General features: G+C 59.2%; 15 protein-coding genes and 1 pseudogene. 9 read left to right on the forward strand and 7 right to left on the reverse strand.

What is annotated here, in order from left to right:
* Nucleotides 1-53: 53 nt before the first annotated feature.
* Nucleotides 54-488, forward strand: coding sequence for a hypothetical protein (locus Q7V20_RS10900; RefSeq protein WP_304790531.1), 435 nt, complete (start codon nt 54-56; stop codon nt 486-488).
* Here the strand turns inward: Q7V20_RS10900 and Q7V20_RS10905 are convergent.
* The 6 genes and pseudogenes from Q7V20_RS10905 to Q7V20_RS10925 form a co-directional block, all read right to left on the reverse strand.
* Nucleotides 458-1,102, reverse strand: a complete 645-nt coding sequence (locus Q7V20_RS10905) for a Crp/Fnr family transcriptional regulator (RefSeq protein WP_304790534.1) — start codon at nt 1,100-1,102, stop codon at nt 458-460. The genes Q7V20_RS10900 and Q7V20_RS10905 overlap by 31 nt on opposite strands.
* A gap of 17 nt (nt 1,103-1,119) precedes the next feature.
* Complete coding sequence (locus Q7V20_RS10910) at nt 1,120-1,425, reverse strand: molybdopterin dinucleotide binding domain-containing protein (RefSeq protein ID WP_370652454.1); 306 nt, start codon at nt 1,423-1,425, stop codon at nt 1,120-1,122.
* Nucleotides 1,426-1,428: 3 nt separating this feature from the next.
* Nucleotides 1,429-1,584: pseudogene (locus Q7V20_RS24355) on the reverse strand (hypothetical protein); the annotation flags it as partial.
* 240 nt (nt 1,585-1,824) lie between these two features.
* On the reverse strand, nt 1,825-4,296 hold the full coding sequence (locus Q7V20_RS10915; protein WP_304790540.1) for a CoA transferase: 2,472 nt from the start codon (nt 4,294-4,296) through the stop codon (nt 1,825-1,827).
* 49 nt (nt 4,297-4,345) lie between these two features.
* Nucleotides 4,346-5,149 carry an acyl-CoA thioesterase II gene (locus Q7V20_RS10920; RefSeq protein ID WP_304790543.1) on the reverse strand — a complete coding sequence of 268 codons (804 nt, stop codon included), beginning with the start codon at nt 5,147-5,149 and terminating at the stop codon, nt 4,346-4,348.
* 37 nt (nt 5,150-5,186) lie between these two features.
* Entirely contained in the window at nt 5,187-5,759 is a 573-nt protein-coding gene (locus tag Q7V20_RS10925) for a TetR/AcrR family transcriptional regulator (RefSeq protein ID WP_304790545.1), read from the reverse strand.
* Nucleotides 5,760-5,874: 115 nt separating this feature from the next.
* Here Q7V20_RS10925 and fdxA point away from each other — a divergent pair, with 115 nt between their 5' ends.
* The 8 genes from fdxA to Q7V20_RS10965 all read left to right on the forward strand — a co-directional run bounded on the left by fdxA (nt 5,875) and on the right by Q7V20_RS10965 (nt 13,326).
* Nucleotides 5,875-6,213, forward strand: a complete 339-nt coding sequence (fdxA, locus tag Q7V20_RS10930; RefSeq protein WP_304790548.1) for a ferredoxin FdxA — start codon at nt 5,875-5,877, stop codon at nt 6,211-6,213.
* A complete protein-coding gene (gene moaA / locus Q7V20_RS10935; RefSeq protein WP_304790551.1) occupies nt 6,203-7,219 on the forward strand; it encodes a GTP 3',8-cyclase MoaA in 1,017 nt (338 codons plus the stop codon). Before fdxA ends, moaA begins: the two co-directional genes overlap by 11 nt.
* A 139-nt stretch (nt 7,220-7,358) precedes the next feature.
* Nucleotides 7,359-8,237 (forward strand): metal-dependent hydrolase, encoded by an 879-nt coding sequence (locus tag Q7V20_RS10940; protein ID WP_304790554.1) that lies wholly within the window; start codon nt 7,359-7,361, stop codon nt 8,235-8,237.
* Between the two features lie 37 nt (nt 8,238-8,274).
* Nucleotides 8,275-9,345, forward strand: a complete 1,071-nt coding sequence (locus Q7V20_RS10945; protein ID WP_304790557.1) for an AraC family transcriptional regulator — start codon at nt 8,275-8,277, stop codon at nt 9,343-9,345.
* A 74-nt stretch (nt 9,346-9,419) separates the two neighbouring features.
* On the forward strand, nt 9,420-11,780 hold the full coding sequence (locus Q7V20_RS10950; RefSeq protein ID WP_304790559.1) for a molybdopterin-dependent oxidoreductase: 2,361 nt from the start codon (nt 9,420-9,422) through the stop codon (nt 11,778-11,780).
* Nucleotides 11,781-12,338: 558 nt separating this feature from the next.
* Nucleotides 12,339-12,584, forward strand: coding sequence for a type II toxin-antitoxin system ParD family antitoxin (locus Q7V20_RS10955; RefSeq protein ID WP_304790561.1), 246 nt, complete (start codon nt 12,339-12,341; stop codon nt 12,582-12,584).
* A 2-nt stretch (nt 12,585-12,586) separates the two neighbouring features.
* On the forward strand, nt 12,587-12,904 hold the full coding sequence (locus Q7V20_RS10960) for a type II toxin-antitoxin system RelE/ParE family toxin (RefSeq protein ID WP_304790564.1): 318 nt from the start codon (nt 12,587-12,589) through the stop codon (nt 12,902-12,904).
* 182 nt (nt 12,905-13,086) lie between these two features.
* On the forward strand, nt 13,087-13,326 hold the full coding sequence (locus Q7V20_RS10965) for a hypothetical protein (RefSeq protein WP_304790566.1): 240 nt from the start codon (nt 13,087-13,089) through the stop codon (nt 13,324-13,326).
* A 1,073-nt stretch (nt 13,327-14,399) separates the two neighbouring features.
* Here Q7V20_RS10965 and Q7V20_RS10970 read toward each other — a convergent pair.
* Nucleotides 14,400-15,566, reverse strand: a complete 1,167-nt coding sequence (locus Q7V20_RS10970; RefSeq protein ID WP_304790569.1) for a mandelate racemase/muconate lactonizing enzyme family protein — start codon at nt 15,564-15,566, stop codon at nt 14,400-14,402.
* Nucleotides 15,567-15,658 lie beyond the last annotated feature (92 nt).

The following is a 15,658-nucleotide window of genomic DNA, read 5'->3' on the forward strand; positions in this document are numbered from 1 at the left end:
CACGCCAGGTTGCTCGGTGTCACGGCAACCTCCCTCAGTCTCAAGGATTGCAAATGCTCGCTTCGACCCATCCCCACCTGCTTCGGCCGCTCGACCTTGGCTTCACAACGCTGAAGAACCGCGTGTTGATGGGCTCCATGCACACTGGCCTGGATGAGGCCGAAGACGGCATCGAGCGCATGGCCGCATTCTTTGGCGAGCGCGCGAAGGGTGGCGTAGGGCTGATCGTCACCGGCGGCTTTGCGCCCAACGCCGAAGGAGCGGTCCACGCAGCCACGCAGCTGATCGAAACCCATGAACAGGCGCTCAAACATCGCGTCATCACCGATGCCGTGCACAAGGAGGGCGCCAAGATCTGCATGCAAATCCTGCACACGGGCCGCTACGCTTACAACCCGAATTCAGTGATTGGTGGTGCAGACGTGGCCGTTCAGCTCGACGCAAAACGCGCCATCGATCAGGCCACCCGCTTGGCGCTGGTCATCTGAGCCTCATGCAAGCCCGTGGCCACCCGCTTGCGCAGCCGCGACAAGCTTACCGGCGTCATCCCAAGGAAGGATGCGATCTGGCAGAGCGGGACGCGATCCAGCAGATGGGGATACTTGGTGAGGAACCATCGATAGCGCGCCTCTCCATTGCTCATCAGACGCTTGGCATCCCGCTTGGCGTTGCGCACGAACAGGTCCTGCAAGAAAGCAATCTCGAAGTTCAGGACGTCCGGCTTGTCCATGGCATAGCGATGAAAACGAGGATAGTTGCTCACCCACAATGTGGAGGGCGACATGGCCTGCACATGAAATGGGCAGGGCCTGTCGCCTTCGCCCAGCATGCTGACAAGAGGGCCAAGCAACATACCTGGCTCGTAGAAGCCTTCTGTGATCTCCCGCCCTTGTTGGTCGATCAGGTAGACCCGCAGCAATCCTGCTGAGATGAGAAAGAAGTCGCTGCACCGATCCCCTGCGCGAACCCAGTGCGCTCCTTCTTTCAATGTCTCGCGCGAGAACAGCTGCAGAAACTGCGGCCAGTCGGCAAAGCACGCATGGAAGCGTTCCTCCAGGGTCTGGCGAAAGAGGTCCGCTTCTTTTGACGACGCGTGAGGCATACAGGGCTCCCCTTGATTCAAGCAGCCTGTTCTGGCTGAATGCGTTCCAGTTGCGGCGGCACGTACTTGTGCCATGGCGTGCCGACCAGGAAGTCACGGCGCGCGCGGTCGGTCAGCTCGTTGGGCGGCACGCCCATCCTGACGATTCGGCCCGTGGCGTCCCGGCAATCCAGCCCCTGCCCATTAGGCAAGGAGATGTGGCCCGGTTGCATGATGGCTGTGACTTCGACCTGCGCCTGCAGCGATGCACGCCGCGTTCGCACGCGAACGGTATCGCCATTCCTCACGTTCAGCACCTGCGCGTCTTGTGGGCTGACGCGCAAGCTGAGGTAACCCCGCGAGACGGGGTGCGCGTCGTCACCAGGGATCTTGATGATACGACGGCCGTCTTCACCGCCGGCCTGCACCTCCAGTCCGCAATTGACCGAGCAGAGGATGCACGCCGTCTTTATCCATTCAGGAGAGGATGTAGCCATGGTCATGTGCCTTGGTGTGTGTCAAGTCAATAGCAAGGGCATTCATTCAATCGCCGGTCATGTTCACGAAGCGCATCACCTGAAGAGGTATCAACGCATCGGCCGAATGGGCTACAAGCCCGTGTCGGGGTGATTGGAGGTGCCATGGCGGTCCAACTTGCCCCTCAAAGTCATCCTTTGATAAGAGAGTTGGACATGACTTACACCACGCAGCAACTGACACATCCATGTGAACTCGTTCGGGAATCAATCAGGGATATAAGTACGCAGTGCGGGCCAGCATTCGGCTGAAATGCCTTTAGCCAAAAAGTCATCGATTTGTTCTGGAAGATAGCCTGCCTGCGTCAGGATGTCCACGCTGTGTTGCCCTGGCGCAGGCGCGTGGGCAATGCGCCTCTGTTGGGCATACGCGAAGCGCATCCACGTGGCATCTGGGGCGAAATAAGACTCGCCCGCTGGATGACGGACCCGGACGATGCAGCCCGATACCTGGGTCGGATCAATGAGCGAGCCGCGACTCTCCGCCTCGACAGCACTGCTGCGCAGATGGCGCGCCGACAGCACGGCCTGCGCCACAAGCCCGCGTCCGCGCGCCCAAGCAACAGCGGCCTCCACGTCTCGTTTGCTCATTTCGCGCGTCAGCCATGCCCGAGCCTGCTCAGGAGTGGTCGGCACATCAGGAGGCGCGCCGGCTGGACCAGCGTCAACGTGCACCCAGCCACCACGTGCACGGTACAGGCGATCGAAGACCTCACCCCCCAGTGCTGCCAATCCCGTGGGCGTTGCTTGCTCAGGATTGCAGACCTGCGGCAGTTGTACCCAGCCCGCCGTGCGCACCAAGGATGTCCGCGCGACAAGACAGTGATCGCCTTGGCTGCGTGCGACCAATCCCAGCACCGCACCGAACGCCGCAGAGTACCCAGTGAAATAGTCGATGCAGGACGCAATGCCGTGCACCGCCGGAGCCTGCTCGCTGCCGAAGCGCTGCATGACGCCCGTCAGGGCCTGGATGACCGGATCGTAGGCGGGGCGGCCTTCCCAGCCGCCAGCTTGGGTGCCGCCATAAGCAGTCACGGCTGAGACCACCGTGCTCTCGTTGATCGCATGCACTTGCTCGGGGGCCACACCCAGGCGCCGAGCCTGATCAGGGAGCTTGTTGTAGAGCAGGACATCGGTCTCGGGCAGCAGGCTATGGATCGCTTCACGCCCTGACGGCTGGTGGAGGTCGAGCGCCAAGCTGCGCTTGCCCTGGTTGACTTCCATGCCCAGCAAGAGCGTCATCCTCGGCCCCATCCGGGGCGTGACGGCACACACGTGGATGACCTCAGCACCCAGTTCTGCCAGTGTCCGGCCCGCCGCAGGGCCCGCGATGACATTGGCCAGGTCAAGGACACGCACACCCGCCAGGGGCGCTTGGCGCGCGCCATTTTTGTCGCCTGACTGGGCCACGGCCGAGAACGCTTTGGCCGTGGCCCAGCCTTGGGTCGACACCTTGCTCAGATCGTTGGCCAAAACCGCCTGAGTCGAGCAACGCATGCCTTCGACATCGACCTGAGGCGCTGGCTGAATCATGGTCTTACCAGCCGCGGTGGTGCGTTTGACCAGAATCCCGCTGTCGTGCATCACAGGCATCGACAACCAGTCCGGGAGGCTGCGCTGGCGGACCGCTGGTATGCCAGCGAGCGCCAGTCGTTCACCCCAATCATCGGCCGTGGCGGTGGCGAAGCGACGTTTCAGCAAGGTCCTGAGCGCCCTCCACTTGGCTGAGGTGCCGCGGTAGGCGGTGATGTTGTTGCGCGTCGGCGGCACGTCCAGCACGTGACCGAAGACGAAGCCAAGACGTTCGACTTCCTCGTGCATGCCCATCACGGCCACCAGCTTGGCGATGTGGTTGGCGTTGTCGATGGCACAGATGAAGAGTTGCTGACCGTCGCCGCACACATAGTTGCGGAACAGGGGAGGCATCATCCTCGCCACCAGGTCATGCGTCTTGGCCACCATGCCAGCCGGCAACCGGCGAAGGGAAACCCGATCAAGCCACCGGCGTGAGACTGGTGGCGCGTTGTAGCGCGCCGGCTGATCGGCAATCTGGAAAATCACCCCTGCCGCCGCCGACATCGCGGCGTCCATCAGCGGCACTTCGATCCGGTCGCCGTGTCCATGAGATTGGCGCGCATAAAGCGCCGCCAGCGCGGAAATCGCGCCCCAAAGCCCGGCGTAAACGGAAGGCAGCGCCAATGGCGTGTAGATGGGAGGAAGATCAACCGCAGCGCCCCCGATGGCCAAATCGGTGTACAAACCGCTGGCCGCATTGACCGAGCCGTCCCACACCGGCAGAGGTGCACGCGGATCGTGTCGGCTGTAACCCGGCATCGAGACATAGATGACGCCGGGATTCACGGCCGCAATGGCTTCGTAGCCCAGGCCCAGACGCGCCATGACACCCGGCCGGAAGTTCTCCAGGATCACATCGCACTCAGAAGCAAGCGCGAATATTCGTTGCCGCTCAGCCATGTCTTTGAGATCAGCATCGACACTGCGTTTGCCACGAGCAAGAGCGGCCTCGGTGTTGCTGTCCCACATTTTGGCGCGTGGATTCCTGACCTGAATCACCTCCGCGCCTTGGTCGGCAAGAAAGACGCCGGCCAGCGGGCCCGCAATGTAGTGGCCAAAATCCAGGACACGCAGCCCCGCCAACGGACCTTTCTTGATGGTCATGCACATCCTTTGATTTCACTGGCGGTGCAGAGCTTGTCGGTGAAAGAATTCAATCTCGGAAATAGACGATCTGGTGCGTGCTGGCCAGCAGTTGCCCCCCGTCACCCCAGACTTCAGCGCTCTGGTCATAGTACCCATTGCGGTAGTTCACCGCTCGAGCACACCCCAAGACATGACGGTCACCCTGCGCGGTCAGCATGGCAGCATCTGCGTGAAAGTACGTCGTGAGCGAGACGGTGCCAATGGGGGCCAGCACCCGACGCCGGATGAAGATGCGAGGGAAAAAGCAGTCGCAGATGGCCGCCAGCGAGGCAAAGTCAAGTGGCCGGGGCGGCTCGTCGCGCACCCACAGCTGGCTGTTCGAATTCGATTGTTCTTGCCCATCAAAGCGCATCTCGCCATTCACAAAGCGCATGTCGTAGCAATGCACCCAAGGCAGACTGACCTCAACGGGTGTACAGATCAGATCCAAAGCTGAGGGCAGGTCTGAAGGCATCAACACCTCGGGGGCGGACCAGGTCTCGCGTCGCACGGCGAACACGGCGGTGGCCGTGGCGGCCACGATGCCACCCTGCGTGAGTTGCAAGATCCAGTGCTGCGTCGAACGGTTGGTGCGCACTGGATTGGCCACGATCTCGAAGGAGCCGTCCACCAGCGGGCTGGCAAAGTTCACCGTCAAAGAAATGGGCGCCCCCAGCACGTCGGGATGCTGCAACGCAGCCTTCAGCAGAACGGCACTGGTCGTCCCACCAAAGGGGCCGACCATGTTTGCGTAGGACGGGCTCGTGGCACCCACAAAGCGGCCCGCCTCCAGGCTCTCAAGCTCAATCGCGGTATCCAAAGCATGCTGCATTCATCTCTCCAATCGGGTGGTTGCTATCGCCGATCCCTCAGTCACTTCGAGCTCTCGACCGGAGCAAAGCATCCACCTGCGCCCGATTCGCCCGGAGGATCTCGCGGCGCGTTGCGTCAGACTTGACCGAGCGAGCCAAGATGACCGCGCCGACGCATTGAGCGATGACCGCCCAGGCAGCGTTTTCGTCCTTGAGCTCGTCATTCCACACGGAATGCATGTCCTTGAGTCCGTCTTCGATGATGGATTTCACCTCGACAGGAATGCGTGCCAGCTCGGAGCCCAAGGCTGGCAGCACACAGCCAGCTTCAGGATGCTCGGCATGCGGAACACTCAAGTAGGCCTTGGTGCGTTGGTTCAAGGTTGAGCCACCGTCGGCCGGCTGTGGTTTGAGCATTGACAGGCTGTACTGCATTTCTTCCCGGATGACCTCTTCCAACAGAGCCTGCTTGGAGGGGAAATGGCTGTAGAACGCCCCGGGCGTCAAGCCGATGGCGGACATCAAGGCCTCGACCCCTGTGGAGTCGAAACCACCCTTCTTGACCAGTGCGCGACTGCTGTCCAGCAGCTTGCGGCGGGTGTCTTCCTTGTGGCTTTTCGAGTAGCGCATATGGCTCCTTGACAGAGGGTTCATCGTAACATAACATTCATTTACTAAACGATCATTTACTAAACGAGAGCATCCATGTGTCTGCCTTGCAGCCCATTGAACCGAGGAAACATCCATGACCTTTGTAGTGACCGATGCGTGCATTCAATGCAAATACACCGATTGCGTTGACGTCTGCCCCGTGGACTGCTTCATGGAGGGGCCCAACTTCCTGGTCATTGACCCCAGTGGCTGCATTGATTGCGCAGTGTGTGTTCCTGAATGCCCGGTAGAAGCCATCTATGCCGAAGAGGACCTTCCACCAGAGCAAGAACACTTTCTGAGGCTCAATGCGGAGATTGCTGCCGCAGGCAAGTGGCCTGTCATCAATGAGCGAAAGGATCCTTTGCCCGAGCATGCTCAGTTCAAGGACCTCAAGGGCAAGCTCCATTTGCTTGATGGCCATGGGACTTGAACCAGGGCTTGCTGCGCGAGCCGAGACCGACCAGCTGAAGGATGGTTTCAACCGCGTCATTGACTATCTGCGTGTGTCTGTGACCGATCGCTGTGACATGCGCTGCGCCTATTGCATGCCCAAGGCATTCAAAGGATTTCAGGAGCCGGCCAACTGGCTCAGTCATCAAGAAACAGGCCGCCTCGTGAACTTGTTCGTCGGTCTGGGCATCAGCAAGGTGCGGCTCACAGGAGGGGAGCCTTTGCTGCGTCGGAACCTGCCTGATCTGGTCCGCAACCTGTCTTCTTTGCCCGGCTTGACAGACCTGTCACTCTCGACCAATGGCGCCCATCTTGTCGCGCACGCCCCTGCTCTGAAGGCCGCCGGTCTGCACCGCCTGAACGTGAGCCTGGACACCTTGAAGCCGGCGAAATTCCACGAGATCACCCATCGGGATTGCCTGGAGGATGTGCTGGCGGGAATCCAGCTCGTGCTTGCGCTGGGCTTCAGTCCCATCAAGATCAACATGGTGGTGCAAGCCGGTGTCAATGACGATGAAGTCGATGACATGCTGCAGTTCGCGGTGGAGCATGGCTTGGTATTGCGTCTGATCGAAACCATGCCGATCGGACACGCAGGCCTGGGAAAAACCGCCGTCGATTTGACGGCGCTGACCCGTAGGCTTGTCGAAAAGCACCGGCTCATACCGTACATCGAGCCAGCTAGAACAGGCCCTGCGCAAAATTGGCGCGTACCCAACAGTTCCGCCATGCTGGGTGTGATTACACCCATGTCTCAACATTTCTGCGCAGCGTGCAACAGGCTGAGGCTGGGTGTGGACGGAACGCTTTATCCATGCCTTGGCCATAACGACGCAACGCCCCTGGGTCGGATGATGAGGCGCGGTGCGTCGGACGCTGAATTGATAGAGGCGATCCTGTCGGCCGTGGCGCACAAGCCCGAACGGCACGAGTTTCACGAAAGACCGGAACGGGTTGTGCGGTTCATGTCGGCCACGGGCGGCTGATGGGACGGCACAGGCATGGCACCCCATCGCGGATCGCCGCGGCCTTCTCATTCGATTGGCACATGCAGCATGAAGTTGGCGGCACGAATCAATCGAAAGCCGTTGTAATCAAATCGTTGAAGCAAAAGGACATCACATCATGACCACGGAAATTGCAAGCGTCGAGATCAAGCCCCGCGAGCGGCTGGACTTCAAGCTGGACACTGGATTGCCGCGCTTCTGGAATGGCGGTGATCCGTACAAGACACGCTTTTTCGATGCGATGTCCTTGACGTTTCCCATCGGAGAGCGCTATTTCATCAGCACGGTCCGGGCCTACCGCGATGACATCAAGGATCCGAAGCTGGCCGCGGAAGTGAAGGACTTCATTCGCCAGGAGGCGCAGCACGGCATGGTGCACGCCCAGTTCAATGACATGCTGGCCGAGCAAGGCATGGCGGTTCGCTGGACAGAACGCTTTCTTGAACGCAAGTTCAAATGGCAGAGCAGTCGTTGGTCCAAGGCTTTCAACCTGTCTTACACGGCCGCCGCAGAACACCTGACGGCCATGATGGGCACCACCTTCGTCCAGCGTCCCGAGATGTTCAAGAACGCTGATCCGCGAATGGTCGCCATCTACGCCTGGCATTCGATCGAAGAGATCGAGCACAAGGCCGTGGCCTTCGATGTGCTGACGAAGGTCGCCAAGGCGAACTATTTCACACGCATCGCAGGCCTGATCTATTTCAGCATCGAGTATCCCATTGGCAACTGGTGGAGTGTGAATCAGATGCTGAAGGCCGATGGCTTTGGTGCATGGGCCCGCACCAAGATGCTGCTGAAGGGGGCCTGGTGGCTGTACAAGCCGGGCGGTGTATTCATGCCGGTCCTGGGCTATTACCTGTCGTACTTCAAGCCCGGATTCCATCCCTGGCAACACAAGGAGATGCCCGGCTACGAATCCTGGGTGCATACCTACGAAAAGACGGGCGACCCCATCAAGGCCTCCGAAGTGTTCCAGGGTCCCTTGACCACGTGATGCAGGGCTTCCCCCATACCGTAGAGGTGGTCAAGTCGTGTCCGAGCGCATTCTTAGAAATCTGACGTTCCCCGTGCAGTACCTGGAAATCGGCGAGTCCTTGGCCCGAGAGGGTGGACACGATCTTCAAGCACTGTACCGGTACTGCGGTATTGACCTGCCAACGCCCTTCATGCCGTGGCAGACCATCAACGGCAAGCAAATGCAGCTGGCGTTGGCGTACTTCCTGAAAATGTGCCCCCCGGGTCGGCCTCCGCTGGTCACGTTCATGGAGCATTTTCCGTTGACGACCCACGGACCGATCGGCATGTTGGCCATCACTTCCGCCACCTTGGGAGAAGCCCTGCAGGGCGCGCTGACCTACGCGCCCTTGGTCATGCCCGCTTTCAGCATGCGACGCCAAGACCTGGGTGGCGAGGTGCACACGATCGTGGAACAGCAATGCGATTTCGGGGTCATCAATGACTTCTTCACTGAAACGGTGGTGACAGCGCCTTTGAAGATCATGCCGTTCCTGACCGAGAAGATCACCGGCGCCTCGGTGCACCTCATGCATGGTCCCACGGGCGACCCAGCCGATTACGAAGCGGCCTTCGGGTTGAAGTTTTTCTTCAATGCGCGTCAGAACAAATTCGTCTTTCCCACGAAGGCCCTGGCCATTCCGCTCATCGCGCGCAGCCGGGCGTCGCATTTGCTGATGAAGGCCACGTTGGAGCAACAGTACGTGGCCGCTCATGGCCTGAAACCCTTGACGCAAGAAGTCAGGCGAATGCTGCATGCTGCCCTTGTCCAGAAGCAGGTGCTGGACGCCGACGGGTTGGCGCGAGCCTTGGCCATGTCACCACGCACCTTGAGCCGACGCATCAAAGCTGAGGGCTCGACGCTGCCACAGTTGCGCAGCGAGGTGGGCGTCGAATATGCCGAGATGCTGCTCCTGCAAACGGAAAAACCGATTGCTCAGATCGCACAGTCCGTCGGATTCGCCGATGCCGCCGCATTCACACGCGCTTTCAAGCGCACGACGGGACAGACCCCATCGCTTTGGCGACTGAGCCGCAAGGCCACCGAGATCCGCACGGCCCCGGCCTTGCTGACCCAGGTCGAATGAACAGCGATGTCCAAGCATGGAATGCCATGCATGGCTCGCTGAAACCCTTTTGAGATGCTGCAAAGGCCAACCCTATGTCCGAGACGAGAACCATCATCAACGGTCCAGCCAGCGTGCCAGCCAACGCGAAGGACGTGCCGACGGTCTGTGTATTCTGTACCCACAATTGCAGCTTGACGGTCGATGTCAAAGACAATGTGATCACAGCCATCAGGGGTGATGAACGCAACCCCAACACTGGTGGCTACATGTGCAACAAGGCGCAGGCCATTCCCAATTACGTCAGGCACGTGCAGCGGCTGGAGCATCCGCTCAAGCGCATGCCCGATGGGCAATACCAGAGAATTTCCTGGGACCAGGCCATCGGTGAAATTTCGGCGAAGCTCAACGCCATCCGCAAGAAGCACGCGCCACGCGCCATCGCCATGTTCGGCCTGGGCGGCCAGGGCAATCACATGGATGCTTTCGGCGCCTTGCCGTTCATGTTCAGCATCAACTCTCCCGTGTTCTTCAATGCGCTGGGCCAAGAGAAGACGCAGCACGCCCTGGTGTGGCGTCACATGTACCGCGCAGGGCCGGACATCTATCTACCTGCGGATGAGGCAAAGTCTGACTACGTGCTGGTGATGGGCACGAACCCGCTCATCAGCAACCGGGGCCTGAAGCCGGTCGATGAGTACAAGAAGCTGACCTCTGATGCTGGCCGAAAGCTCGTGGTGATCGACCCGAGAATATCGGAAACGGCCAAAAGGGCAGACCGCCACATCCGCGTGAAGCCGGGAGGCGACGCGTACCTGCTGATGGGGTTCGTGGCCACCATCCTTCAAGAGGGACTGCAGAACAAGGCCTTCATTGAAAGCCGCGTCAACGGCTTCGAGGATTTGGCCGAAGGTTTCAAGGGTGTGGATCCCCAGAAGATGGCAGAGTATGCCGGCGTGAGTCAAGAGGACCTTGTCCTCACCGCTCGGGAGTTCGCTGCCGCCCCATCGGCGTGCATCGCCTGGGACCTGGGCGTGGAACACACCGTCAACTCGACCTTGAACTCCTACCTCATCAATGTGATGTTGTTGATCACGGGCAATGCGGGTCGAGAGAAGGGCAATCTGTTTGTCCAACAATTTGGACCAAGAGGCCGCTATCTGGAGACGCAGGCCAAGGCCCTGGTATCCGGCATCGAGGCGATTCCCTTCATCCTGCCCATAGGCATGTTTTCGCCCAACCTGGTGGCCGAAGAAATCCAGAACAAGCACCCAGACCGCATCCGTGCGTTGATCGTGGATTCCACGAATCCATTGGTGAGCTACGCCGACACCAAGGCCTTGAAGGCCGCGTTCGAAGAACTCGAGCTGATGGTGGTGATCGAAGTCGCCATGACTGAAACGGCGCGAGTGGCTGACTATGTGTTGCCCGCACCCGTGGGGTATGAGAAGTGGGAATATGCGACGTTCCCCCACATGCACTTCACACCGCAACTGCGTCCGCCTGTTGTGAAAGGGCCGGACGAAGCCTTGCCTGAGCAAGAAATTTATTACCGCCTCACGCGTGCCATGGGCTTGGTTCCCAAAGCTCCGCGCATATTGCACATGCTTGCCAAGAAGGCAAGGTCACCTTTGGGCGCGCCTTTGTACTTGGGGACGCTGGCTGCGTTGGCCGCTGTGCGAGGTGGCGGCCTCTATCCAATCCTCGGTCGCATCATGACGTGGTTGTACGAAACCTTGGGTCAGACCTTGCCTTCGCCCGCGTTGGCGCCTTTGTGGCTCATCTGCCAAGGCTATGCGTTGACGCACCGCAAAGCACTCAATAAGGCGATTCCGGAAGCCCGCACGCACAAGAACCCATTTGCCGTCGGCGAGCTTGTTTTTGAAAAGTTGCTGGCACACCCCGAAGGATTCTTGGCTGGGGAGCTACCGCTTGAAGACAATTTCAAAGTGGGCTGCCGTCACCGGGATCGAAAGGCCCGGATCTACCATGCAGAATGGATGGCAGACATCAAGAAGCTTGCGCTGACCTCTCCTTCGCAACGAGACCCGTCCTATCCTTTCGTTCTCAACGGGGGGCTTCGCACCGGTTGGACCGCCAACACCATTGTCAGAGACCCGGCATGGCGCAAAGGAAAGGGCCCGCATTGCGCTGTGTGGATGCATCCCAGCGATGCAGCCTCGCTGGGGGTTGGTGACGGCGACATGGTGCGATTGGAAACCAGGCGGGGCTTTTTGGAGGGTCCCGCGAAATTCGATGTCAATACGGCCATCGGGCATCTTCAAATTCCAAACGGGTTCGGTCTGGAGTATCCAGACCCGGTCACAGGCAAGCTTAAATCCGTTGGCATGCTCGTCAATTCGATCGTGGATATCCGAGACCGCGATCCATACACAGGAATTCCGCATACCAAATACATTCAATGTCGTGTTATTGCCGCCGATGTGTCGGTGTAATGGTAGCGGTGCAAGAGGGCTGACCTACCGCGGGGTGGATGCCTGGGCTGGATTGCCGAATGGGTCGACCTCTTCTTGTTGCCGCACGCGCCTTGATTTGGTAACGCTGGCGCTGAATCGGCACGCACCGCGCAACCTGGAAGAGTTGGGGGAGGACGGGGCAAGATTGGTCGCAGATCGAAATCTTCCTGATTGCATCCAGGGATACCTTCGTTGTAAAGGTCGTGGAAGGCTTGCACCAGCATTTCGTGAATGCCACCGTTCAGGCATTGTGAATCGCCCCGGATTTAGTGGACGCGGCTTGACTTAAGTCAGTCCACCACCGCTGCGCAACCAAAGGTGGCTTCATCATGGCTAGCTCCATCTGATCGGCTTGTGAAACGCCGGACAGGGAACCAAGTATCAGAGCCACCATGTCCACGGTATCGCTTCAATACCGTTCGGCTGACGGGAATCCCGACCAGATCGCGGGTTTAGCCCTCGCCGCGAACTCTCGAACATCATGTGCTCCACCACCCCATATTGACAACTATTGATAGTGGCGCGATGATTAGAGCCATGAGCAAGAACACCATGAGTTTCGCCCTGCCCGATGCCTTGCGCGCCTACATTGACCAGCGTGTCCAGTCGGGCCAGTACGGCAACACCAGCGAGTACCTTCGGGAACTGGTCCGTCGTGACCAGGACGAACAAGCCAGGAAGCGCCTGCGCGACTTGATCGAAGAAGGCTTGAACTCTGGCGTCGGCCGCACCTTCACACCTGAGGTGGCCATGGAACTGAGGCAACGGGCCCTGGGCAATTGACGTTGAAGCCCGCCAAACTGCGCCCGCAGGCGGAACAGGATCTTGTCGATACCGCGCGCTACTACGTACAAGTCGGCGGTCACGCGCTCGGCGCAAAGATGTTCGATGCGGGACTGGCCGCTCTTGAAACCATCCAGCATGAATCGAGCATCGGCTCACCACGGATTGGCCAGTTGTGCGACATTCCTGGCCTTCGCTCCTGGCGTGTTTCCGGCTTTCCTGCTCAGTGGCTCTACTTCGAGACTGATAGTCATCTGGATGTCGTTCGTTTGCTCGGTGATCGCCAGGACATCGCGGCCATCCTCACTGATGAAAATTAGACGCTGATCATGGTCACACAAGCAAAAGCACCGACCACCGCGTGGGCGTTTCGCACCCGTTTCCGCCGTTCAGCTTTCGGCTGGGCGGGATCCAAACTCGCGATCAGCCAAATCGATGAAGCCTTGGCAGAAATCCATGCCCCGTCGCTCGCCACGATCAAACAGATGCTGCTGAAGGTGCCGTGCTGTTGCTGGAAAAGATCTCACCGGCACTGTGCCAGGTCGACAGTTCATCGGAAGCACTGGGCAACGCCACCTACTCGGATGTGGAGACGCTGGTGCCGTTCATCGCCGACGCCCAGGTTGACGATGCTGTGCGTGTCAATTGGCTGGGGAGACTATTCGCCGACATACAAGACGACGATCCGCCATACATCGAGTCGCTGGGAGAGCACTGGGGTGAGCTGTGCGTCTCCCATTGAAATCGCGTCGCGGTGGGCTGACACCCTTGTGCCCTTGCTAAAGCCAACAAGCATTCGCCACCGAAGCTACTCTGGCCGCTTTGCATTGGATATCAATGGGGCATGGCCATGACCTGACAGCCATGGATGCACGTGAGGCCTATCGGTTTGCCCTGGACGCGACAAGAACGCCGACCACAACCAGCCGACCGAGAGCCGGGTCAGGCAAATGTTGTCTGAGGACCGCCCGATGACGCCATGTCGGAGGCAAGCGCTGGGCATGGCGGCCATGGCGCCTTGATTGTTCTGCCCGCGATGGACTGCGTTCGCTGATCGCAAAAGCCCCACCAAAAAGCAAAGATTCAGGCGAGACACACAGATTCTCCAGACCTATCCTTGCGTCACATGCTCAGCCTGAAGTTGCCTCGCGGTATCACACCCATTGCCTCTGATCGCACCCGCCTGATACCGACCGCGATACAGTGAAAGTCATTGGGCTTGCATGACACGACAAGGAAAAAAATCGACGCTAACTGACTGATTTGTCGAAATATTTCAACCCTTTGGGACGACATGAGACGTCATGAGACTTGCTGGGCCTACTCCCACTCGATCATTTCCGGCGCCTTGAGAGCCGCATGAACACTGGGTTCTTGATGTTTCAAGATTTCTTTCTACCGTCACTGAAAGGTGGTGATTGCAACGATGGTTGCCGGCTAGCCGACAGCCATAACGCACCACTTAGTGTCCAGGGCGAGCCAGAAAATGTGCGTTGATCGAATCCACGGGTTGATGAGTGCAAGCACGTCGGGGCTCGATAACCTCGCGGTTGAAAGGCTACCTTGAGTGGGGCTCGTCTACAAGAAGGCGCGGCAGTGGTTAGCTGGCACAGCATCGGCACAGATAAGCAGCGTGCGCCCAGCCTGCCTGCCAGACCGATGATGCTCCTGCGGGTTCAGTCGTCCACCGGCGTAAATCGCATGACCACCGTTTTGAACTCAGTGGTCGGAGCCCAACCTTATGAGGATCAAGCAGGCCCGCGCCAGCGACTCCTTGTTCGTTTGAGCGCGGACCGGCGCCTTCGGAATGCTTGATCAAACCGACAGAGCCTTCATCTCAGCGAACAGATCGGCCTTGCCTTCAAAGCCGATCCCGTCCAGATCGGGCATGCTGACAAAGCCGTTTTCGACCTTGACGCCGTCCGGAAACCCTCCGAAGGGCTGGAAAAGGTCCGGGTAGCTCTCGTTGCCACCCAAGCCCAGTCCAGCGGCGATGTTCAAGGACATCTGGTGCCCCCCGTGTGGTATGCAGCGGCTGGCCGACCAGCCATGCTCCTTGAGCATGTCCAGGATGCGCAGGTACTCGACCAGACCATAGCTCAGTGCGCAATCAAACTGCAGCCAGTCACGGTCAGGGCGCATGCCTCCGTAGCGGATCAGGTTGCGGGCGTCCTGCATCGAGAACAAATCTTCACCGGTTGCCATGGGGTTCTTGTAGAACTGGCGCAGCGTGGCCTGAAGCTCGAAGTCCAGGGGGTCTCCTGGCTCTTCGTACCAGAACAGGTCGTACTGGGACAGGGCCTTGGCGTAGGCGATGGCCGTCTCCAGGTCAAAGCGACCGTTCGCATCTACGCACAGCTTCTGACCATCTTGCAGCACACTCAGGATGGAGTCGATGCGACGCAAGTCTTCATCAAGCGACGCACCACCGATCTTCTTCTTGACCACGGTGTAGCCACGGTCAATGTAGCTTCGCATCTCATCCTTGAGCTTGTTGTGGTCTTGCCCCGGATAGTAGTAACCGCCTGCTGCGTAGACAAAGATCTTGCGGTTGGGACTGCCGTTGCCGTACCGATCGGCCAACAACTGGAACAAGGGTTTGCCTTCAATCTTGGCCACAGCATCCCACACGGCCATGTCGATGGTGCCGATGGCGACCGAGCGCTCACCATGGCCACCCGGCTTCTCGTTGGTGAACATGGTGTTCCAGATCTTGTGTGGATCCAGGTTCGTGCCACGATCGTTCAACAGCGATTCAGGTCCCGCCTCCATGATGCGAGGGATGAAGCGCTCGCGCATGAGCTTGCCTTGACCGTAGCGGCCATTGGAGTTGAAGCCATAGCCCACCACCGGCTTGCCGTCGCGGATCACATCGGTGCTGACCGCCACCAGGCTCAGAGTCATCTTGCTGAAGTCAATGTAGGCGTTGCGGATGGGGGAACTGATCGGGATGGTCTTTTCCCGGATTTCGACGATCTTCATGATCTGTGCCTCTTGGGGTTGGGGAACACAGGGCAAATGATCGTCAATGGCCGCTCACATGGCCAATGCCCATTTTCTCTGCTTTGATGCTT

The sequence above is a fragment of the Aquabacterium sp. genome, from assembly GCF_030652515.1.
Taxonomy (GTDB): Bacteria; Pseudomonadota; Gammaproteobacteria; order Burkholderiales; family Burkholderiaceae_C; genus Aquabacterium.